This window comes from Streptomyces sp. NPDC003011 (assembly GCF_053591515.1).
In genome coordinates this window covers 1-20,573 of sequence record NZ_JBSFTY010000079.1, presented here as the reverse complement: position 1 = coordinate 20,573, position 20,573 = coordinate 1, and the positions used below count along the sequence as shown (strand labels likewise).

General features: G+C 72.7%; 21 protein-coding genes. 8 read left to right on the top strand and 13 right to left on the bottom strand.

Features of this window, described 5'->3' with window-relative positions:
• Positions 1-70: 70 nt before the first annotated feature.
• The 3 genes from ACWD0J_RS31970 to ACWD0J_RS31960 form a co-directional block, all read right to left on the bottom strand.
• On the bottom strand, positions 71-1,096 hold the full coding sequence (locus ACWD0J_RS31970) for a 6-phosphofructokinase (protein WP_451499343.1): 1,026 nt from the start codon (positions 1,094-1,096) through the stop codon (positions 71-73).
• A 265-nt stretch (positions 1,097-1,361) separates the two neighbouring features.
• Positions 1,362-2,090 carry a type 1 glutamine amidotransferase gene (locus ACWD0J_RS31965; RefSeq protein ID WP_451499342.1) on the bottom strand — a complete coding sequence of 243 codons (729 nt, stop codon included), beginning with the start codon at positions 2,088-2,090 and terminating at the stop codon, positions 1,362-1,364.
• A 23-nt stretch (positions 2,091-2,113) separates the two neighbouring features.
• Positions 2,114-3,352, bottom strand: a complete 1,239-nt coding sequence (locus tag ACWD0J_RS31960) for a MurT ligase domain-containing protein (RefSeq protein ID WP_451499341.1) — start codon at positions 3,350-3,352, stop codon at positions 2,114-2,116.
• Between the two features lie 146 nt (positions 3,353-3,498).
• Here ACWD0J_RS31960 and def point away from each other — a divergent pair, with 146 nt between their 5' ends.
• The gene (def, locus tag ACWD0J_RS31955; protein ID WP_451499340.1) at positions 3,499-4,038 is read left to right on the top strand and encodes a peptide deformylase; all 540 of its coding nucleotides are present in this window, start codon (positions 3,499-3,501) and stop codon (positions 4,036-4,038) included.
• A 70-nt stretch (positions 4,039-4,108) separates the two neighbouring features.
• Here def and ACWD0J_RS31950 read toward each other — a convergent pair whose 3' ends face one another.
• Entirely contained in the window at positions 4,109-4,753 is a 645-nt protein-coding gene (locus ACWD0J_RS31950) for a TetR family transcriptional regulator (protein WP_451499339.1), read from the bottom strand.
• 171 nt (positions 4,754-4,924) lie between these two features.
• Between ACWD0J_RS31950 and ACWD0J_RS31945 the strand changes: the two genes are divergently transcribed.
• Positions 4,925-6,151 (top strand): acyl-CoA dehydrogenase family protein, encoded by a 1,227-nt coding sequence (locus ACWD0J_RS31945; protein WP_451499338.1) that lies wholly within the window; start codon positions 4,925-4,927, stop codon positions 6,149-6,151.
• A 107-nt stretch (positions 6,152-6,258) separates the two neighbouring features.
• Here ACWD0J_RS31945 and ACWD0J_RS31940 read toward each other — a convergent pair whose 3' ends face one another.
• From ACWD0J_RS31940 to ACWD0J_RS31905, 8 genes are all read right to left on the bottom strand, one after another.
• The gene (locus ACWD0J_RS31940) at positions 6,259-6,780 is read right to left on the bottom strand and encodes a cupin domain-containing protein (RefSeq protein WP_451499337.1); all 522 of its coding nucleotides are present in this window, start codon (positions 6,778-6,780) and stop codon (positions 6,259-6,261) included.
• Between the two features lie 7 nt (positions 6,781-6,787).
• Positions 6,788-8,002 (bottom strand): cytochrome P450, encoded by a 1,215-nt coding sequence (locus ACWD0J_RS31935; protein ID WP_451499336.1) that lies wholly within the window; start codon positions 8,000-8,002, stop codon positions 6,788-6,790.
• Complete coding sequence (locus ACWD0J_RS31930; RefSeq protein WP_451499357.1) at positions 7,999-9,099, bottom strand: type III polyketide synthase; 1,101 nt, start codon at positions 9,097-9,099, stop codon at positions 7,999-8,001. The genes ACWD0J_RS31935 and ACWD0J_RS31930 overlap by 4 nt, the downstream gene beginning before the upstream one ends.
• A 136-nt stretch (positions 9,100-9,235) precedes the next feature.
• A complete protein-coding gene (locus tag ACWD0J_RS31925) occupies positions 9,236-9,472 on the bottom strand; it encodes a DUF6213 family protein (RefSeq protein ID WP_451499335.1) in 237 nt (78 codons plus the stop codon).
• Between the two features lie 25 nt (positions 9,473-9,497).
• The gene (locus tag ACWD0J_RS31920; protein ID WP_451499334.1) at positions 9,498-10,883 is read right to left on the bottom strand and encodes an NADP-dependent succinic semialdehyde dehydrogenase; all 1,386 of its coding nucleotides are present in this window, start codon (positions 10,881-10,883) and stop codon (positions 9,498-9,500) included.
• Between the two features lie 75 nt (positions 10,884-10,958).
• The gene (locus tag ACWD0J_RS31915) at positions 10,959-11,426 is read right to left on the bottom strand and encodes an NUDIX domain-containing protein (protein WP_451499333.1); all 468 of its coding nucleotides are present in this window, start codon (positions 11,424-11,426) and stop codon (positions 10,959-10,961) included.
• The gene (locus tag ACWD0J_RS31910) at positions 11,423-12,961 is read right to left on the bottom strand and encodes an ATP-dependent DNA ligase (RefSeq protein WP_451499332.1); all 1,539 of its coding nucleotides are present in this window, start codon (positions 12,959-12,961) and stop codon (positions 11,423-11,425) included. Before ACWD0J_RS31910 ends, ACWD0J_RS31915 begins: the two co-directional genes overlap by 4 nt.
• A gap of 29 nt (positions 12,962-12,990) precedes the next feature.
• Positions 12,991-13,986: an NAD(P)/FAD-dependent oxidoreductase gene (locus ACWD0J_RS31905; RefSeq protein WP_451499331.1), complete on the bottom strand. Its 996-nt coding sequence runs from the start codon at positions 13,984-13,986 to the stop codon at positions 12,991-12,993.
• Between the two features lie 63 nt (positions 13,987-14,049).
• Here ACWD0J_RS31905 and ACWD0J_RS31900 point away from each other — a divergent pair, with 63 nt between their 5' ends.
• The 6 genes from ACWD0J_RS31900 (at position 14,050) to ACWD0J_RS31875 (ending at position 19,350) form a co-directional block, all read left to right on the top strand.
• Positions 14,050-14,631, top strand: a complete 582-nt coding sequence (locus tag ACWD0J_RS31900; protein ID WP_451499330.1) for a helix-turn-helix domain-containing protein — start codon at positions 14,050-14,052, stop codon at positions 14,629-14,631.
• A 111-nt stretch (positions 14,632-14,742) separates the two neighbouring features.
• Positions 14,743-15,720: an NADPH:quinone oxidoreductase family protein gene (locus ACWD0J_RS31895; protein ID WP_451499329.1), complete on the top strand. Its 978-nt coding sequence runs from the start codon at positions 14,743-14,745 to the stop codon at positions 15,718-15,720.
• Positions 15,717-16,898, top strand: coding sequence for an acyl-CoA dehydrogenase family protein (locus tag ACWD0J_RS31890; RefSeq protein WP_451499328.1), 1,182 nt, complete (start codon positions 15,717-15,719; stop codon positions 16,896-16,898). The genes ACWD0J_RS31895 and ACWD0J_RS31890 overlap by 4 nt, the downstream gene beginning before the upstream one ends.
• On the top strand, positions 16,895-17,968 hold the full coding sequence (locus tag ACWD0J_RS31885) for an acyl-CoA dehydrogenase family protein (protein ID WP_451499327.1): 1,074 nt from the start codon (positions 16,895-16,897) through the stop codon (positions 17,966-17,968). Before ACWD0J_RS31890 ends, ACWD0J_RS31885 begins: the two co-directional genes overlap by 4 nt.
• A gap of 206 nt (positions 17,969-18,174) precedes the next feature.
• Positions 18,175-19,038 carry a phosphatidylinositol-specific phospholipase C/glycerophosphodiester phosphodiesterase family protein gene (locus ACWD0J_RS31880; protein ID WP_451499326.1) on the top strand — a complete coding sequence of 288 codons (864 nt, stop codon included), beginning with the start codon at positions 18,175-18,177 and terminating at the stop codon, positions 19,036-19,038.
• Positions 19,039-19,155: 117 nt separating this feature from the next.
• Entirely contained in the window at positions 19,156-19,350 is a 195-nt protein-coding gene (locus tag ACWD0J_RS31875; protein WP_451499325.1) for a hypothetical protein, read from the top strand.
• Between the two features lie 3 nt (positions 19,351-19,353).
• Here ACWD0J_RS31875 and ACWD0J_RS31870 read toward each other — a convergent pair whose 3' ends face one another.
• On the bottom strand, positions 19,354-20,523 hold the full coding sequence (locus ACWD0J_RS31870) for a phosphodiester glycosidase family protein (protein WP_451499324.1): 1,170 nt from the start codon (positions 20,521-20,523) through the stop codon (positions 19,354-19,356).
• Positions 20,524-20,573 lie beyond the last annotated feature (50 nt).

Here is a 20,573-nt window from a genome sequence, read left to right as displayed (position 1 = left end):
CCCAGACTAGAACCGCCCCCGGTCGCGCCTGCGACCGGGGGCGGTACAGCCAGAGCCGAGAGGGTGCCGGCTAGAGCACGCACTCCGCTTCCGCGTACCGGTCCGCGGGAACCGTCTTCAGCGTCTCCACGGCCTTTGCCAGGGACACCATCACGATGTCCGTCCCCCGCAGAGCCGTCATCCTGCCGAACTCGCCCCGGTGCACGGCCTCCACCGCGTGCCACCCGAACCGCGTGGCCAGCACCCGGTCGTAGGCGGTGGGCGTCCCGCCCCGCTGCACATGCCCGAGGATCACCGGCCGCGCCTCCTTGCCGAGCCGCTCCTCCAACTCGACGGAGAGCTGCCGCGCGATCCCCGCGAACCGCTCGTGCCCGTAGACGTCCTTGCCGCCCTCGTCGAAGGCCATGGTGCCCGGCACCGGCTTGGCGCCCTCCGCCGCGACGACGATCGCGAACCGCTTGCCCGCCTGGAACCGCTCGCCGACCCTGCGGGCCAGCTCCTCGATGTCGAAGGGCCGCTCCGGGACGACGATGGCGTGGGCGCCGGCCGCCATGCCGGAATGCAGCGCTATCCAGCCGGTGTGGCGGCCCATGACCTCCACGACCAGGACGCGCTGGTGGGACTCGGCGGTGGTCTTGAGCCGGTCCAGGGCCTCGGTCGCCACCCCCACGGCCGTGTCGAAGCCGAAGGTGACGTCGGTGACCGCGATGTCGTTGTCGATGGTCTTCGGCACGCCCACGATGGGCAGACCGGCGTCCGACATCAGCCGGGCCGCCTTGAGCGTGCCCTCGCCGCCGATCGGGATGACCGCGTCGAGGCCGAGCTCCTGGAGGTGGCCCCGGGCCCGCTCCACACCGTCCCGCAGATGCGAGGGCTGGACCCGGGAGGAGCCGAGGATGGTGCCGCCGCGAGCGAGGATGCCGCTCACCGCGTCCAGGTCGAGCTTGAGGTAGTCGCACTCCAGGAGGCCCTTCCAGCCGTCCCGGAAACCGATGACCTCGTCGCCGTGGTCGGCGACGGCACGGTGTACGACGGACCGGATGACCGCGTTCAGGCCGGGGCAGTCGCCGCCGGACGTGAGGACACCAATGCGCATAGCCCGAAATACCTTCTCCACGTGGGCCGGGGACCGGACCGCGCTGTCCGGCTGGACCCGGTCACCTTATCGGCGTCTGGGGGTGGCTCCGTAGCAGGCGTCCGCCTGGTGGACGCGGCCGCACAAGTGAGCGGACGAGGCGTCAGGCGGGCTTGGTGAAGACTCTGCCGGACGGTACTAGCGCGCCTGTCCAGTCCCCCTGAAGCGCGCGACGGGCGCGCCCGAGGTGTCCCTCGGGCGCGCCCGGAGGCGGCGGCCGCACGTCTCACGCAGGCTGCTGCGCGGAGGCGATCCGCTCGCTGCGGAGCGCCTCGTACCACCGGTCGTCGGTGGGCGGCAGCGCGTTGACGTCCAGCGCCAGCTTCAGCAGCAGGTCGGCGATCAGCGGGTTGCGCGCGAGCACGGGACCGTGCATGTACGTACCGAACACCGTGTCGTTGTACGCCCCCTCGGTGCCGTCACCGGTCCCGTTGCCGTTGCCGAAGCGGACCTTGGCGAGCGGGCGGGCGGTCGGGCCGAGGTGGGTGACGCCCTGGTGGTTCTCGAAGCCGGTCAGCGGGGGCAGGCCCAGGCGCGCGTCGATGTCGCCGAGGACGTCGCCGACGCACCGGTCGCCCTCGCCGCGCACCGAGACCACGTCGAGCAGGCCGAGGCCGGGCTCGCGCTGGCCGAGGTCGTTGACGAACTCGTGGCCGAGGATCTGGTAGCCGGCGCACACCGAGAAGACGATCGCGCCGTTCTCCACGGCGCGGTACAGACCGCCGTCCCGGCGCAGCCGCTCGGCCGCGAGCCGCTGCGGCCGGTCCTCGCCGCCGCCGATCAGGTAGATGTCGCCGGAGGTCGGGATCGGCTGGTCGCTGCGCACGTCGAGCCGGGCCACGTCGAGGCGGCGCTGGCGGGCCCGGCGCTCCACCACGAGGACGTTGCCCTGGTCGCCGTAGGTGCTGAGCAGGTCGGGATAGATCCAGACGATCCGCAGTTGGTTGTCGCTCACAAAAGTCCCCTGAAGTCCGGTGCTCAGTTGCCGACGCGGCGGCGCAGGTCCTGGAAGGCGGTGTAGTTGGCGATGACCTCGATCCGCCCCGGGGGGCACGCCTGGACGGCCTGGTCGAGGGTGTCGCACACCTGGAAGTGCTGGTTGGCGACCTCCAGCCGCACCGCGAGGTCCAGCTTGCGGTCGCCGACGACGCAGATCGGGTGGCCGGTCAGCCGGGTGTAGTCGACGTCCCACAGCCAGGAGGTGTCGGTGCCGTCCGCGCCGCGCGCGTTCACCGAGAGGATCACCGGGGTCGGCGGCGGGTCGATCAGGCTGAACGTCTCGAGCCAGCCGGCCGGGTTCTTCGCGAGCAGCAGCCTGAGGTCGCGCTGCATGAACTGCACCACGTCGTACCGCCCGGCGACCGCCTGCACCTGGTACATGCGTTCCAGGGCGACCTGCGGCGGCACCCCGAAGACGGCGGCGACGGCGGCCGAGGAGGCGGCGTTGGCCTTGTTGGCGCGGCCCGGCAGCTGGAGGTGGATCGGCCAGGCGGACCCGTGCGGATCGAGGACGTGGTCCCCGGACAGCGCCCAGCTCGGGGTCGGCCGGCGGAAGCCGCACTCGCCGCAGAACCAGTCGTCGCCGGGGCGCTGCATCACACCGCCGCAGGACGGGCAGGACCAGGCGTCGTCCTTCCACATCTGTCCGGCGGCGACCCAGATCACGTTCGGGGAGGAGGACGCGGCCCACACCACCAGCGGGTCGTCCGCGTTGGCCACGATGACGGCCTTGCAACCGGCCAGACCCTCCCGCCAGTTCTCGGCGAGCATCCGGGTCTCGGCGGCGCGGTCGAGCTGGTCGCGGGAGAGGTTCAGCAGGGCGATGCACTTGGGGTCGGTGTCCCGGGCGACGCCGGCGAGGTACTTCTCGTCGACCTCGATGACGCCGAAGCGCGCGTCCGAGCTGCCCGCGAGCGCCGAGGTGATGCCGGCGGGCATGTTGGCGCCGAGCGCGTTGGAGACGACCGGACCCGCGGCGCGCAGCGCCTCGGCGATCAGCCGGGTGGTGGTCGTCTTGCCGTTGGTCGCCGAGACCAGGGTCACGTCCAGGTTCTGGGCGAGCCGGGCGAGGAGGTCGGGGTCGAGTTTGAGTGCCACCCGGCCGCCGATCACCGAACCGCTGCCGCGCCCCGCGGCGCGCGACGCCGCCGCTACCGCCTTGCCCGCGGTCACGGCGATCTTGGCCCGCGGCGAGAGCGGGTCCGAGTTGCCTGCCATCAGTTCTCGATCCTCCTTGCGTACGCGCCGCGCCTCTGCCTCCGGCAACGTGGTGTGGACCTCAGCCTATCGAGATCCCTTCGCACTCCCGAACCGCGGCGCCCGCGCGACGTTCGCGTGACAGGGAGGACCGTACCCTTGCCGTCATGCGACACGGTCCGATCCCGGGCGCCCGCGGGCGCGTCCGGCCCCTCACCCTGCTCGGTGACGACGTTCTGCACGCCCCCTGCGAGGAGGTCACCGACTTCGGCCCGGAACTGGCCCGTCTCGTGGAGGACTTGTTCGCCACCATGTACGCGGCGCAGGGCGTCGGCCTGGCGGCGAACCAGATCGGCGAGCCCTTGCGGGTGTTCGTGTACGACTGCCCGGACGACGACGACGTGCGACACGTCGGCCACGTGGTCAACCCCCGCCTGGTCGCGGCGGACGGCATCGTGATCCGCGGCCCGGAGGGCTGTCTGTCGCTGCCGGGCCTGGAGGCGGGCACGGAACGCCACGACCACGCGGTGGTCGAGGGCTTCACGGCGACGGGCGAGCCGGTCACCGTCGACGGCACGGGATTCTTTGCCAGGTGCTTGCAACACGAGTGCGACCACGTGGCGGGCACGGTGTACGCGGACCGCGTGCGTGGCTGGCGTCACGGAAGGCTGATGCGGCAAGCGGCGCGGGCTTCCTGGCGCAGGTGAGGCGTCCGCCCCTCAGGGGCGCGCAGAACTGCGCGAAGCACCCCACCGGTCCGCAGCCGGACGGCAGCCGTCAGAACCCGGGACCCCCGACCTTGTCGCCCGCGGCGGCGAGCCGCCCCCACAGCAGGTCGGCCAGACTCCGCACCAACTCCGCCCGGCTGCACGGCCGTTCGCCCAGCCACCAGTCGCCCGCCGCATGCATCATCCCGACGATCCCGTGCCCCCACACCCGAGCCAGCTGCTGACCCCCGGGTCCGAGGTCCACCCGGTCCTCGATGACCTGCGCCAGCTCCTCGCCCATCCTGCGCAGCAGCGGCACGCTGTGCTTGCCGACGTCGAACCCCGGATCGCCGACCTGCCCCCCGTCCGCCGGGTGCATCAGGAAGCGGTACACCTGAGGCCGCGCCTCGATCGCCGCCAGATACGTGTCCAGGGTCGCCTCGACCCGCTCCCGCCGTTCCGCCGGTGCGTCCAGTGCGGCGCGGAGCGAGTCGAGCAGCGCGTCCGTGTGCCGCTTGGCCAAGGCCGCGTAAAGTCCGCCCTTGTCGCCGAAGTGGCGATAAAGGATCGGCTTCGTGATGCCGGCCTCGGCGGCGATGGCGTTCATCGAGGCCTGCGGGCCGTCACGCAGCACCACTCTGTCCGCGGCCTCCAGCAGCTCACGCCGGCGGCGGTCGGCGGACCGCTGCTGATCGGTCCGCTGCGTGGTGTCCATGTGCTCTCCCCACCCGTGCTGATTAGGTAACGCCTGCGCAAACTAACACCCAGCATGCCCCCGGCTTCGAACGGGCGGACGGACAGCCGTCAGGAGTTGACTTTTCCTACCCGCGGGTAACAGACTCTCGTTACCGTAAGTAACACGCACGTGCGTCGCCCTGGAGGGGACATGGCCGAGTTCACCATGGAGCTCAACGACGAACAGAAGGAGGTCCGGGACTGGCTGCACGGCTTCGCCGCCGACGTCATCCGCCCCGCGGCCGCCGAATGGGACGAGCGTGAGGAGACTCCCTGGCCGGTCATCCAGGAGGCCGCCAAGGTCGGCATCTACTCGCTGGACTTCTACGCCCAGCAGTACTTCGACCCCACGGGCCTCGGCATCCCGATGGCCATGGAAGAGCTGTTCTGGGGGGACGCCGGCATCGCCCTCTCGATCGTCGGCACCGGACTGGCCGCCGTCGGCGTCCTCGCCAACGGCACCGAGGAGCAGATCGGCACCTGGATCCCCCAGATGTACGGCGACGCCAACGATGTCAAGGTCGCCGCGTTCTGCTCCTCCGAGCCCGACGCCGGCTCCGACGTGGCCTCCATGCGCACGCGCGCCGTGTACGACGAGGCCACGGACGAGTGGGTGATCAACGGCACCAAGACCTGGGCCACCAACGGCGGCATCGCCAACGTCCACGTCGTCGTCGCGGTCGTCGACCCGGAGCTGGGCTCCAAGGGCCACGCGTCCTTCATCGTCCCGCCCGGCACGCCCGGCCTCTCCCAGGGGCAGAAGTTCAAGAAGCACGGCATCCGCGCCTCGCACACCGCCGAGGTCGTCCTCGACAACGTGCGCGTCCCCGGGTCCTGCCTGCTCGGCGGCAAGGAGAAGCTGGACGAGCGGCTGGCGCGGGCCCGTGAGCGGGCCAGGGCTGGCGGCGAGCGGGTGAAGAACGCGGCGATGGCCACGTTCGAGGCCTCCCGGCCGGCCGTGGGCGCGATGGCCGTCGGTACGGCACGGGCCGCGTACGAGGTCGCCCTCGACTACGCGAAGACGCGCGAGCAGTTCGGGCGGCCGATCATCGACAACCAGGGCGTGGCCTTCCAGCTGGCGGACATGCGCACGTCCATCGACGCGGCGCGTCTGCTGGTGTGGCGTGCGTCCTGGATGGCGGTCAACGGGAAGCAGTTCACCGCGGCCGAGGGCTCGATGTCGAAGCTGTTCGCCAGCGAGACGGCGAAGCAGGTCACGGCCCAGGCGGTCCAGATCCTCGGCGGCAACGGCTACACGCGGGAGTACCCGGTGGAGCGGATGCACCGGGACGCCGCGATCTACACGATCTTCGAGGGCACCAGTGAGATCCAGCGGCTGGTGATCGCGCGGACCCTGTCGGGGATGCCGATCCGGTAGCGCCCCCGGGGCGCGGGTACGGTGCGTGCCGTCGGCCTTCGCGTCAGGTCACGCCGTTCCCCGCGCCCCTGGACGGCGGGCCCGGTCTCCGGTGTCTCACCGGTGTCTCACCGGTGTCTCAGCGGCGTCAGCTGCTCGATGTCGTACCTCGCCCGCAGTTCCTCGATCGCCGCGTGGTCCGGCGGGCCCCCGTTGCCCAGAATCTCCAGCAACTCCTCGAAGTAGCGCTCGTGATCCGGCGGCGGGGACGCCTGGAAGAACATCTTCGCGGGCTCGTCCGTCGGGTTCGCGAACGCGTGCGGACACCCCGGCGGTACGACGATCACGGTGCCCGGTGTCGCCCGTACCACCCGGTTGCCCGACCCCGACTCCCAGCGCTGCCAGGAGTCGGGCGTGCGCACCCGCGGCTCGAAGGCGAGGACGTCCAGCTCGCCTTCGAGGACGTAGAACAACTCCTCGCTGCGGGTGTGCACATGGGCGCCCACGTCGAAGCCCGGGGGCACGATCACCTCGAAGGCGGACGCCATGCGCGAGTGCGAACCGGTCACCTTGAAGGTGACGTGCTGGGCCGGCGTCTGGACGACCCGGCCCTGACCCGGCGGCACCAGCAGCCCCTCCGTCGCCGTCATGGGCAGCTCACCACGTGACGGGCAGGGCTTCGGGCCCGCGGATCAACGCGCCCTTGCGGAAGGGGACCTCCTCGGGCGGCACGGCCAGCTTCAGCCCCGGCAGCCGGTCCAGCAGCGCCTCCACCAGCAGCTCGGACTCCATCCGGGCCAGCATCCCGCCCGGGCAGTAGTGCGGGCCGAAGCCGAACGACACGTGCGGATTGGAGCCGCGGGAGAAGTCGATCAGCTCCGGGTCCGGGAAGACGTCCGGGTCGCGGTTCGCGGCCAGGTACGACACGTAGATCGCGTCCCCCGCCCGGATCCGGTGGCCCCTGATCTCCACGTCCTCCAGGGCGATCCGCGACAGCCCGACCGCGTTGCGGTGCGGGATGTAGCGCAGCAGCTCGTCGATGGCCTTCGGCCTGATCTCCGGTTGTGCGCGCAGCTGTTCGGCCAGGTCCGGCCGGGTCAGCAGGAGATAGAACATCTGGCCGCTGTTGTTGGTGACCGCCTCGCCGCCGATCTGGAGGAGCACCGCGAGTCCGACCGCCTCCTCCGTCGTCACCTCGCCCCGGCCCACGGCGGCACCGAGCAGCGAGGTGACGTCCTCCTCGGTGCTGCCCTCCCGCTCGCCGATGAGCTCGGCGAAGTAGGCGCCCATCTCGTTCCTGGCCTTCTCGCTGACCTGCGCGCCGTGCGAGGAGGACAGGATCAGCTGGGTCCAGGTGTGCATGCCGTGCCGGTCGGCGGCCGGGACCCCCATCAGCTCGCAGATCACCGCGATGGGGAAGGGGATCAGCACGGTCTCCGTGAGATCGGCGGGCGGGCCGTTGGCCAGCAGCTCCTCGACGAGTTCGTCGAGGAGACGACGGGACCTCTCCCGCACCCGCTCCACCCCGCGGGCCGTGAACGCGGCGGCCACCGAGCGGCGCAGCCGGGTGTGGTCCGGCGGGTCCAGGAAACCGACCGCGCCACGGGCCGGGATGAAGTGCGGGGCGAGCCGGGTGACCTGCCGGTCCATGACGGCCTCACGGCCGAACCGGGGGTCGTTGGTCACCATCCGGACGTCTTCGTACCGGGTGACCAGCCAGGCCCATCCCTCGCCGTTGGGCAGCTTGATCCGGTTGACCGGACCCTCCCGCATCAGGCGCTGGAGGACCGGGTCGAAATCCACGCCGGTCAGGTCGAGCGCGGGCCAGTCCCGGACCGGCGGGACGGTCTCGGTGAGGGTCTCTTCCGTCATGCCGTCCTCACAGCCGTCCTGTCGCCGGCCCGCTGCCAGCGGCCCAGGGCCATCTCCGCGGTGATGCCGGGTCCGAACCCGGCGAGCAGCCCGCGCGCCCGGTCAGGGGCGCCGCCCTCGTCGAACAGCCGGCGCAGCGCGTCCAGGACGACGGCGCTGGCGATGTTGCCGTACTCGGTGAGCGTGGCCCGGCTGAACCGGAAGGCGTGCGGGTCGACCTTGAGGAACGTGCTCAGGTCGTCGAGGATGCGGGGCCCGCCCGCGTGGACGATGTAGAAATCCAGGTCGGCCGCGTCCCAGCCGTGCAGGCCCGCGAGCTCTTGGAGCGCCGGGGCGAGCGGCTCCATCGTGGCCGGCACCCGCTTGTCCAGCAGGAAGTGGAATCCGGTGGCCCGGACGTCGTACATGATCCATTCCTCGGTCTTGGGGATCAGGTACGAGCCGTTGCGTTCGAGCACGATGCCCTCGCCGCCCCGGCCGCGCACCACGGCGGCCGCGATCCCGTCGCCGAACAGGCCGTTGGACAGCAGGGAGCCGACGCCGATGTCGGTGGGCTGGTAGCACAGCGAGCAGAACTCGCAGGCCACGATGAGCGCGTTGGCCTCCGGGTAGGCCGTGCAGAAGTCGTGCGCCCGGTTGATCGCGGCACCGCCGGCCGCGCAGCCCAGCTGAGCAATGGGTATCTGCCGGGTGGTGCTGTCGAAGGCCATCTCGTTGATCAGCCAGGCTGTGAGCGAGGGCATCATGAAGCCCGTGCACGAGACGTAGATGATCACGTCGATGTCGGTGGTGAGCAGTTCCGCGTCGTCGAGCGCCCGCTGCACGACCGAGGGGACCCGGGCCTTCGCCTCGGCCACGTAGATCTTGTTGCGCTCCTCGAAGCCGGGGTGCTTGAGGGTCTCCTCGATGGGCTGCACGATGTGCCGCGTGCGCACACCGGTGTTCTCGATCAGCCGGAGTGCCAGGGGCAGTTGCGGGTGGTCGGCGTGGCGGGAACGCGCCAGCTCCAGCGTCTCCTCCATCGTGATCACGTGCTCTGGAACGGACACCGAGGGTCTGCACAATGTCGCCATGAACCGTGCCTGCTTTCGCCTCAGAGGGTGGTCCAGTCCACGATCACCCGCCGGGCCGACGATCTCGCGCGGAGCTACGCCAAACGCAGGAGGGCCCCGCCGGGGCGAGGGGCGGGGCCAGGCGGGACGGACCCGGCGGACGGCGGACGGCCGGCACTCCCTACGGCGTGCTCCCGCTGCTGTGCGCGATGCACGCGACGTCGATCCGATCGGCCAGCTTCGCCAGCTCGATGGTCAGCGCGGCCACCGTGTCCTCGTCGAGCCCGGCCTCCCCGGCCTCGACAAGATGCAGCCACCGCCCGCCCACGGTCCGCAAGAGCTTGCTGACATCGGCGGCAGCCACTTGAAGGGTCCCGCGGTCGTCGACGATCAGAGGAAGAGTCACTTCGCGGTTCACAAAGGGGATCGTAGCCGCGGAACCCTCACGCTCCGTGCCATACGGTCGTGATGTTGCAGAACTCCCGGATTCCGTGCCCGGACAGCTCACGCCCGTACCCGGACCGCTTGACCCCGCCGAACGGGAACGCGGGATGGGACGCGGTCATCCCGTTGACGTACACACCGCCCGCCTCCAGGTCCCGTACGAACCGGTCGACCTCTGCCCCGTCCCGCGTCCAGACGTTCGAACTCAGGCCGAAGGGCGAGTCGTTGGCGATCAGTACGGCCTCGTCCAGGTCGGCCGCGCGGTACAGCGTGGCGACCGGCCCGAAGGCCTCCTCGCGGTGGACACGCATCTCGCGGGTGATGCCGGCCAGGACGGTCGGCGGGTAGTACCAGCCGACCCCGTCGGGCCGTTCGCCCCCGCACAGCACGCGCGCCCCACTGCGCCGGGCGTCGTCGACGAGCTCCTCCAGATCGGCCCGCCCCTGTTCGCTCGCCAGCGGCCCGACCTCGGTCTCCTCCTCCAGCGGGTCGCCGACCTTCAGCGCCCGCATGCCTTCGACGAACCGTTCGGCGAACGCGTCGTACACGTCCGTGTGCACGATGAACCGCTTGGCGGCGATGCACGACTGCCCGTTGTTCTGCACGCGCGCGGTCACCGCCACCTGGGCGGCCCGGTCGAGGTCGGCGGACGGCATCACGACGTACGGGTCGCTGCCGCCCAGCTCCAGCACCGTCTTCTTGATCATCTCGCCGGCGGTGGAGGCGACCGCCCGGCCCGCCGGCTCGCTGCCGGTGAGGGTGGCCGCCTTGACGCGCTCGTCGCGCAGGATGTCGTCGATCGCGCCGGAGCCGATGAGCAGGGTCTGGAAGGCGCCCTCGGGGAAGCCCGCGCGGTGGAACAGGTCCTCCAGGTAGAGGGCGGTCTGCGGGACGTTGGAGGCGTGCTTGAGCAGGCCCACGTTGCCCGCCATCAGCGCCGGGGCCGCGAAGCGGACCACCTGCCACAGCGGGAAGTTCCACGGCATCACCGCGAGGACGGGGCCCATCGGCCGGTAGCGGACCAGGGCGCGGGAGGCGCCGGAGTCCTTCACGTCGGCGGCGGCCGGCTCCTCGTCGGCGAGGAGTTCCTCGGCGTGGTCGGCGTACCAGCGCATCGCCTTGGCGCATTTGGCGGCCTCCGCGCGGGCCTGCGTGACCGGCTTGCCCATCTCGGTCGTCATCACCCGGGCGATGTCCCGCTGGTCCTCGTCGAGGAGGCCGGCGGCCCGGTGCAGCAGACGGGCCCGTTCGGCGAAGGCAGTCGTCCGGTAGGTGCGGAACGTGGCCTCGGCGAGCCGGAGCCGGCGCGCGATCTCCTCCTCGTCCATGGCCTGGTACGTCGTGAGCGTCTCGCCGTTCGCCGGGTTCACCGTTGCGATGGGCATGGCCGACCTCCTGGGGAGCGACTGTGGTGCGGCCCTCCCGCGCCGCGGTGGGGACCGCAGCGCGGGTGGGCGTCTTCAGCCCGAGTGCTCCGCCAGCCGGTCGAGAAACGCGGCCTGCGCCGTCACGATCACCGCCCGCGCGCGCTCCAGGCCGAACCAGGCCACGCGGTCCAGCTCCGGGAACTCCTGGATCCGCCCGGACCTCGGCGGCCACTCCATGCGGAAGGTGCCCGGGGTGATCGTCTCGGGGTCGAGGTCCGCCTCGACCGCCCACGCCGTGACGGTCTTGCCGTTGGTCTGCCGGACCTCGCCGAGCGGCAGGGCCTCGCCGTCGGGCGGGGGCAGCCCCAGCTCCTCCTGGAACTCGCGGCGGGCCGCGTCCCAGGCGGGCTCGGCGGGGTCGTACTCGCCCTTCGGAACCGTCCACGCCCCGGCGTCGCGCCGCGCGAAGAACGGGCCGCCCATGTGCCCGAGCAACACTTCCACGCCGTGACCGGTGTGCCGGAACAGCAGCAGGCCGGCGCTCCGTCTCCCCGCCGTCACGGCCGCACCCCCGGGTGCGCGGCCAGCAGCGTCTCCACCGTGTCCGCCTCCTCCGGTCGCTTGTCCTCGCGGTAGCGGACCACGCGGGCGAAGCGGAGGGTGACGCCGGCCGGGTAGCGGGTGGACCGCTGCAGACCGTCGTAGGCGATCTCGACGACGAGTTCGGGGCGTACGGTCACCACGTACCCGCGGTCGTCGACGGCCAGCTCCTGGAGCCGCTCGGTCTGCCAGGCCAGCATCGCGTCGGTCATGCCCTTGAAGGTCTTGCCGAGCATGGCGAAGGAGCCGTCCGCGGTGCGGGCGCCGAGGTGCAGGTTGGACAGCTTGCCGGTGCGGCGGCCGTGGCCCCACTCGGCGGCCAGCACCACCAGGTCGAGCGTGTGGACCGGCTTGACCTTCAGCCAGGACGCGCCGCGCCGGCCCGCGCTGTAGGGGGCGTCGAGGGACTTCACGACGACGCCCTCGTGCCCGCGCTCCAGGGTCGCGGTGAGGAACTCCTCGGCCGCGTGCAGCTGGTCCGGGCCGGACACCAGGGTGCGCCGGACCCGCATCGGCTCGGGCACCAGCCGGGCCAGTTCCGCGTGCCGCTCGGCGAACGGCAGGTCGAGCAGGTCGCGGTCGTCCACCGAGAGCGCGTCGAAGAAGACGGGGGAGACGGGCACCGCCTCGGCGGCCGTCGGCACGTCCACCCGGGAGCCGACCCGGCCGGCGGTCTCCTGGAAGGAGCGGGGGCGGCCGTCGGCGTCGAAGGCGATGACCTCGCCGTCCAGGACGAAGCGCTCGCCCCGCAACTCCAGGGCCGCGGCGGTCAGTTCGGGCAGCCGGTCGGTGATGTCGTCGAGGGTGCGGGTGTACAGCCGTACGGTGTCGCCGTCGCGGTGCACCTGGACGCGGATGCCGTCCAGCTTCTCCTCGACCGCGCACGCGCCCAGCTTGCCGACCGCCTCGGCGACCGAGGAGGCGCTGTGCGCCAGCATCGGCAGGACCGGGCGGCCGACGGTGAGCCGGAAGCGGTCGAGGGCGCCGGGACCCTCCGCGAGCAGGGCCTGTGCCACCGTCTGGAGCGAGCCCGCGAGCATCACGGCCCGCCGGACGTCCGCCGCCGGCGCCCCGGTCGCCCGGCCCAGCCCCTCGATCGCCACCGCGTCCAGCGCGCCCTGCCGCACCTCGCCGCTGATCAGCCCGAGCAGGAAGCGCTGCTCGGCCTCGGTGGCCGCGCCCATCAGCTCGCCGACCAGACGGGCCCGCTCGGCCTGCGCGCCGGCGCCCGAGACCGTGCCGAGCTCGCTCAGCAGGGCGTCCACCGCGCGCACGGTCAGGGTCGGCTCGGCGGCCGGGGGCACGGACCGGCTCAGCACCTTCCAGCCGACGCCGAGCCGCCCCTGGGGCAGCCGTCCGGCGAGGTACGGGATGACGATCGGCACGTCCGCCGCCTCGGCGTCCCGGAAGAGCTCGGCGAGCAGCTCGATCTTCCGGGAGCGGGCCGAGGCGGCGGCGACCTCCTGGGACACACGGGCCAGCCGGGTCAGCAGCATGCAGTCATGGTGCACCGGAGCGGGCCGGTCTACACCCCGGCGCCCTCGCTCCGCGCCCGCACGAGCGCGTCGAGGTCCGTCATCAGGAGCTCCCCGTTGAGCGTGGCCGCCGCCCGGTACCCGCCGGCCGCCGCGTTCACGACCTGTTCCGCGAAGCCCATCGCGTTGCCCGCGCACCACACGCCGGGCACGGTCGTCAGGCCGGTCTCGTCCACCACGGGGTACGCGCCGAACGGGGTCTCGCGCAGCTCGGCGCCGAGGCTCTGGAGCAGACCGGTCCGCGGGACCGCCCGGGGGGCCACGAACAGCACCTGGCAGGCGTGCGTGGTGCCTCCCCCGGAGGGGTTGTCCCCGGCGAGCCGGACGCCGGTGAGCCGGTCGTCCTCCGTGACCAGCCCGGAAACCTCGCCGGGCACCACCTTCACACCGGCCGCGGCGAGCCTGCTCAGGTCGTCGTCCGACAGTTCCGCCTCGGCGACCCGGTGCAGGAAGAACGTCACGTCCTTCGACCACTGGGACACGATCAGCGCCTGGTGCGTGCTCATCGGGGTCGTGCCGAGCACGCCGAAGGCCCGGTCGCGCACCTCCCAGCCGTGGCAGTACGGGCAGTGCAGCACATCGCGCCCGAAGCGCCGGGCGAGGCCGGGAACAGCCGGCAGCTCGTCCCTGAGACCGGTCGCGATCACCAGACGCCGGGCCCGTACGGTCCGACCGCTCGCCAGGTCCGCGGTGAAGCCCTTCCTGACGTCCACCACCCGGTCCCGGACGAGCTCGACGCCGTACCGGGCGATCTCCTCCCGGCCGGCCGCCAGGAACCCGGCCGGGGACATGCCGTCCCGGGACAGATAGCCCTGCATGTGCGCGGCGGGAGCGTTGCGCGGCTCGCCCGCGTCGACGACCAGCGTGCGGCGCCGGGCGCGGCCCAGGACCAGCGCGGCGGACAGTCCGGCCGCGCCACCGCCGACGACGACCACCTCGTACGTGTCGATGTTGTTCTCGGTCTCGGTCACGGTGACCACCTCCATCGAGACCGTCGCGCGACCACTGCCGCATTGACAAACATGTTTGCCGAAACTGCAATAGGTGCCATGAGCGACGACGACATGGACGAGGTCCTCGCCGGGGTCGGCCCCAGGCTGCGGCGGATCCGCAGGGAACGGGGGGCCACCCTGGCCGGGCTGTCCGCGGCGACCGGGATCTCGGTGAGCACGCTGTCCCGGCTGGAGTCCGGGCTGCGCAAGCCCAGCCTGGAACTGCTGCTGCCGATCGCGCGGGCGCACGAGGTGGCCCTGGACGAGCTGGTGGGCTCCCCGCCGGTGCGCGATCCCCGGGTGCGGGCCGCGCCGATCTCCCGGCACGGACGCACCTACTGGCCGCTCACCCGCCAGCCCGGCGGACTCCAGGCCTTCAAGGTGCTGGTGCCGCAGGCGACCGAGGAACCGGAGCCGCGGACCCACGAGGGCTACGAGTGGCTGTACGTCCTGTCGGGGCGGCTCCGGCTGGTGCTGGGCGGGCATGACGCCGTCCTGACGGCCGGCGAGGTCGTCGAGTTCGACACCCGGGTGCCGCACTGGTTCGGGTCGACGGGGGAGGGGCCGGCGGAGTTCCTCAGCCTGTTCGGGCCGCAGGGCGAGCGGATCCACGTACGGGCACGGCCCAAGCGGCCGTGACGCACACGACTGTTCCCTGATCGGCAAGCGACCGCTTAGTATGTGGTGGATCCGGTCCGTGACCCCGGTCCCTGACTCCGGTCAGACGACGCAGTCCCGTGGAGGCCCCGCATGCAGGCATGGCACGTGCACGAGAACGGCGAGCCGGGCGAGGTGATGCGCCTGGCGGAGGTGGCGCGGCCCACGCCCGGTGACGGCCAGGTCCTGCTGAAGGTGCGCGCCGCGAACATCAACTTCCCGGACGCGCTCATGGTCCGGGGCCACTACCAGGTCAGGCCGCCGCTGCCGTTCACGCCCGGCGTGGAGATCTGCGGCGAGACCGAGGACGGCCGCCGGGTCATCGCCAACCCCGCGCTGCCGTACGGCGGTTTCGCCGAGTACGCCGTCGCGGACGCCGCCGCTCTGCTGCCGGCCCCGGACTCGCTGGACGACGCCGAGGCCGCCGCCCTGCACATCGGCTACCAGACGGGCTGGTTCGGTCTGCACCGGCGGGCCGGGCTGGAAACCGGCGAGACGCTGCTCGTCCACGCCGCCGCCGGAGGGGTCGGCAGCGCGGCCGTGCAGCTCGGCAAGGCGGCGGGCGCGACGGTCATCGGTGTCGTGGGCGGCGCCGACAAGGCCGCCGTCGCCCGCGAGCTGGGCTGTGACGTGGTGATCGACCGGCGGAGCGAGGACGTCGTCGCCGCCGTGAAGGAGGCCACCGGCGGCCGGGGCGCCGACGTGATCTACGACCCGGTCGGCGGCGAGGCCTACACCCAGTCGACCAAGGTCGTCGCCTTCGAGGGCCGGATCGTCGTCGTCGGCTTCGCGAGCGGCACGATCCCCAGCCCGTCGCTCAACCACGCCCTGGTGAAGAACTACGCGATCCTCGGCCTGCACTGGGGCCTGTACAACACCAGGAACCCGAAGCTGGTCCAGCACTGCCACGAGCAGCTCACCGACCTCGCCGCGAGGGGAGCCGTCAAGCCGCTGGTGAGCGAGCGGGTGCCGCTCGGCGGTGCCGCGGCGGCCGTGCAGCGGGTCGCGGACGGGGTCACCACCGGGCGCGTCACCGTCGTCCCCGGCCACGCGGAAGGAGCGGCGGCATGACCGACGCAGCCGAACTCAAGCGACGCGCACGGGAGTTGCTGGCCTCGCACCCGCCCGCCGGCACCGACCGCCTCGACTTCCTCAAGGCCCGCTTCGACGCCGGACTCGCCTGGGTGCACTACCCCGAGGGCCTCGGCGGACTCGGCGCCCCGCGCTCCCTCCAGGCCGTCGTGGACGCCGAGCTGGAGGCGGCGGGCGCCCCCGACAACAACCCGCGGCGCATCGGCATCGGCCTCGGGATGGCCGCGCCGACGATCCTGCAGTACGGCACCGAGGAGCAGAAGCGGCGCTATCTGCGGCCCCTGTGGACCGGCGAGGAGGTCTGGTGCCAGCTGTTCAGCGAGCCGGGCGCCGGATCGGACCTGGCCGCGCTCGGCACCCGGGCGGTCCGCCAGGGCGAGGACTGGGTGGTCAACGGGCAGAAGGTGTGGACGTCCAGCGCCCATCTCGCCCGCTGGGCCATCCTCATCGCCCGCACCGACCCGGACGTGCCCAAGCACCGGGGCATCACGTACTTCATCTGTGACATGACCGACCCCGGCGTGGAGGTCCGGCCGCTGCGTCAGATCACCGGCGAGGCCGAGTTCAACGAGGTCTTCCTCACCGACGTCCGCATCCCCGACTCCCGCCGCCTCGGTGAGGCCGGCGACGGCTGGCGGGTCGCGCAGACCACGCTGAACAACGAACGCGTCGCCATCGGCGGCATGCGGCTGCCCCGCGAGGGCGGCATGATCGGCCCGGTCGCCAAGACCTGGCGCGAGCGGCCCGAACTGCGCACCCACGACCTGCACCAGCGTCTGCTCAAGCTCTGGGTGGAGGCCGAGGTGGCCCGCCTCACCGGCGAACGCCTGCGCCAGCAGCTCGTCGCGGGCCAGCCCGGACCGGAGGGCGCCGGCATGAAGCTCGCGTTCGCCCGCCTCAACCAGGAGATCAGCGGCCTGGAGGTCGAACTCCGCGGAGCGGAGGGCCTGTTGTACGACGACTGGACCATGCGCCGCCCGGAGCTCGTGGACTTCACCGGCCGCGACGCCGGCTACCGCTACCTGCGCTCCAAGGGCAACAGCATCGAGGGCGGGACCACCGAGGTCCTGCTGAACATCGTCGCCGAGCGGGTCCTGGGCCTGCCCGCCGAGCCCCGCACCGACAAGGACGTCGCCTGGAAGGACCTGGCCCGATGAGCGATCTGCTCTACTCCGAGGAGGAAGAGGCCCTGCGCGCCGCCGTCCGCGACCTGCTCGCGGACCACTGCGACCCGGCGGGCGTCATCACGCGGACCGAGTCGGACACGCCCCACGACCGCGAGGCGTGGAAGGCGCTCACCGAAGGCATGGGCCTGGCGGGCCTGCTGGTGCCCGAGGCGCAGGGCGGCCAGGGCGCAACCCACCGCGAAGCCGCCGTCGTCCTGGAGGAGTTGGGCCGGGCGGTGGCTCCCGTGCCCTACCTGACCAGTGCCGTCGTCGCCACCGAGGCACTGCTGGCGTGCGGGGCCGACGACCTGCTCGCCGAACTGGCGTCCGGCCGGACCATCGGCGCCCTCGCCGTCGGGCTGCACCTGGCTCCGGGCGCCGCCTTCGAGACCGTACGGGTGGAGAACGGCACGCTGCGCGGGGAGCTGACCGGCATCGCGGACGCGGCCGTCGCCGGCGTGCTGCTCGTCCCGGCCGACGACGGCGGGCTGTACGCCGTCACCGCGGACGCCGTGACCGTCACCCCGCAGGTCTCGCTGGACCTGACCCGGCCGCTCGCCGCCGTCACCTTCGACGGGGCGGCGGCCCGCCGGATCGGCGACGCCGGACCGGCCGTGGACCGGGCCCTGCGCGCCGGGGCGGGACTGCTCGCCTCGGAGCAGTTCGGGCTGGCCGAATGGTCGTTGACCGAGACGGTCCGCCATCTCAGGGAGCGCAAGCAGTTCAACCGCCCCGTCGGGGGCTTCCAGGCGCTCAAGCACCGGCTGGCCCAGCTGTGGCTGGAGGTCGTCAACCTGCGTGCGGCGGCCCGGCACGCTGCGGACGCGCTCACGACCGGCGAGGACGTCGACGTGTCGGTCGCCGTCGCCCAGGCCTACGCGGCGCCTGTCGCCGTCCGCGCCGCCGAGGAGGCACTCCAACTGCACGGCGGCATCGGCATGACCTGGGAGCACCCGGTCCACCTGTATCTGAAGCGGGCGAAGGCCGACTCGATCGCCCTCGGCACCGCGGGCGCCCACCGCGCGGCCCTGGCCCGACTGGTCGGCCTCCAGGCCCCCTGACGCCCACCCGGCAAAGCCCGCCCCGCCTGGGGCGGGCTTTTTCGTGTGCCCGTCCCCGGTGAAGTGAACGAACAGCGGCGGTCCGGCCAACTCCTGTTCCGGGCCTGCCTGTCCGGGCCGTCCGGATCGCATACTCTCCCCCAGTTTCGACTTCGCTCGGCTGGGGGGACCCCCACCGGTCCGGTACGGCCTACCAGGAGGCAGACATGGCCCTCACCACTCGCCGCAGAGCCCTCACCACCCTCGGCGCCGCCCTCGCGGGCGCGGTCGCCCTGCCCGCCACCGACGCCCTGGCCAGCGAACGCAGGCACCGCCCGCGCCCGTTGTGGCGCGCCCACGCCCACAACGACTACGAGCACCCGCGCCCCCTCCTCGACGCCCTCGACCACCGCTTCGGCAGCGTCGAGGCCGACATCTTCCTGGTGGGCGGCCAACTCCTCGTCGCGCACGACCCCGTGGACCTCGACCCGGCCCGCACCCTGGAATCCCTCTACCTCGAACCGCTGGCCGCCCGCGTCCGGGCCAACCGCGGCTCCGTGTACCGGGGCCACCGCAGGCCGCTGCACCTGCTGATCGACATCAAGACCGAGGGATCGTCGACGTACCGGGAACTCGACCGGCAGCTGCGGCGGTACAAGCACCTGTTCACGACCTGCACGCACGGGCGGGTGCTGCCGGGACCGGTCACCGCCGTCGTCTCCGGCGACCGCGCGGCCCGTGCGCCGATGGAGGCCCAGACCGTCCGCCGGGCCTTCTACGACGGGCGCCTGGCCGACCTCGGCGGCCCGGCGCCGGCCTCCCTCATCCCGCTGATCAGCGACAACTGGACGCTGCACTTCACCTGGGCGGGCGTGGGCGCGTTCCCCGACGCCGAACGGCACAAGCTGCACAGCCTGGTCCAGGCGGCGCACGCGCGCGGGCAGCGGGTGCGGCTGTGGGCCACCCCGGACCTCCCGGGCCCGGCCCGGGACGCGGTGTGGACCGAACTGCTCGCCGCCGGCGTCGACCACATCAACACCGACGACCTCGCCGGACTGGAAGCCTTCCTGGACGCCCACCGGCCGGCGTAGCCGCAACCCGCCGGACACCACACGTTCGGCGGACAGGCCAACCGCCCGGACGAACCCTCCGCTACGCCACACTTGCGGCCGAACGCCGCGAAGCGGACGTGGCGGAGGAGGTTGACGATGGCGGTTTCCATCTCGGTGGTGCTCCTGCTGGTGATCCTGGCAGCGGTCTTCCTGCGCAGTGGCGGACTGAAGTTCTCCCACGCGCTGGTGTGCCTGCTGCTCGGGTTCTACCTGGCCGGCACGGACATCGCCCCCAGCATCAACAGCGGTCTGACGGCGACGGCGGACATCGTCAGCAGCCTCAGACCCTGAGCGTCACGAGACCGTGAAGATCCCGATGCCGTTCGGGACGGCGCGCTCCGTGCCGCCGGAGGGATGGTTGAGCACGGAGACGGCGCCCGCCCCCGGCATCCGGGCGGCCAGGGTGGTCGAGCCGCCGCCGTCCAGACTGAAGGCGTCGACCGCACCCAACGTGCGCAGGGTGTCGGCGACTTCGGCGATGGTCAGACCGGTGCGGTACGCGGGCGCTCCGTCCACCGCGAGCAGCAGCAGCCGCCGCCCGCCGTCCGCGACGCCCACGGCGGTCCGCACGGCCGAGGTCCTGTCGTCGAGCCCGGGCAGGGGCTGCCCGCCCCGGAGGACCGGGTAGCCGCCGAGGGCGAAGCGGAACGGGATCAGGGTCGCCGACGCCACCAGCCGGTGCCGCACCGTCACCGCCTCGCCCTCGAAGAGCTTGCGCAGCTGCCGCGCCCCCGCCTCGCGGCCGACGAGCACGGTGGTGCCCGCGGCGATGGGGCCGCCGCCGGGAGTGCCGGACACCGACACGACCCGGTCCTGGCGGACCGTCACCTCGTAGGTGTCGGTGCTGCACGGGGCGGCCCGGTCGGTGTCCGTCCCGCAGGTGGCGCGCACCCGGGAGGCGCTGCCCCACGCGGAGGTGAACGCCCCGACGGAGCCCTCGGGCAGCGCGTACTGGTTCAGCCCGCCGAGCGGCAGCTGTCCCTCGGGCGTACCGACCGACCCGTCGAGGGTGAGGCTGTCCAGCCGGGCCCGCCCGTCCTCGCCCACCCCGATCACGTCCTCGGTGCCGGTGCCGGGCGGCAGCGCGGGCCCGAAGCGCTGGCCGTCCGGCACCGCCGCCTTGAGGGCCTGGCCCTGCGCGACGGCGGGGCCCACGCTCGCCCCGGTGGCCTGGACGCCCGGGTGCTGGGCCTCGCTGATGTTGAAGAAGTCGCCGTTGACCCCCGCCACGGCCCCGGCCGCGTCGGCCATGCCGGAGACGGGGGAGCGTGCGGCCACCGCCCCGGGATACAGCAGGTCCGTCCGCACCCGCGGATCGCTCAGGTCGACGCTCAGCACATGGGCGTGGGTCACCCCCGCGGCCGCCGGGACGTCGATCTCCTCGTATCCGACGCCCGGCGCGAGCGTGGTCGCGCCGGGGGCGGCGCTGCGGCTCCACCTCCCCGAACTCTCCCTCCCGCACATCCCCTCGGGCGGCTACCACCTCTGGCTCCGCCTGCCCGACAGCACCAGGG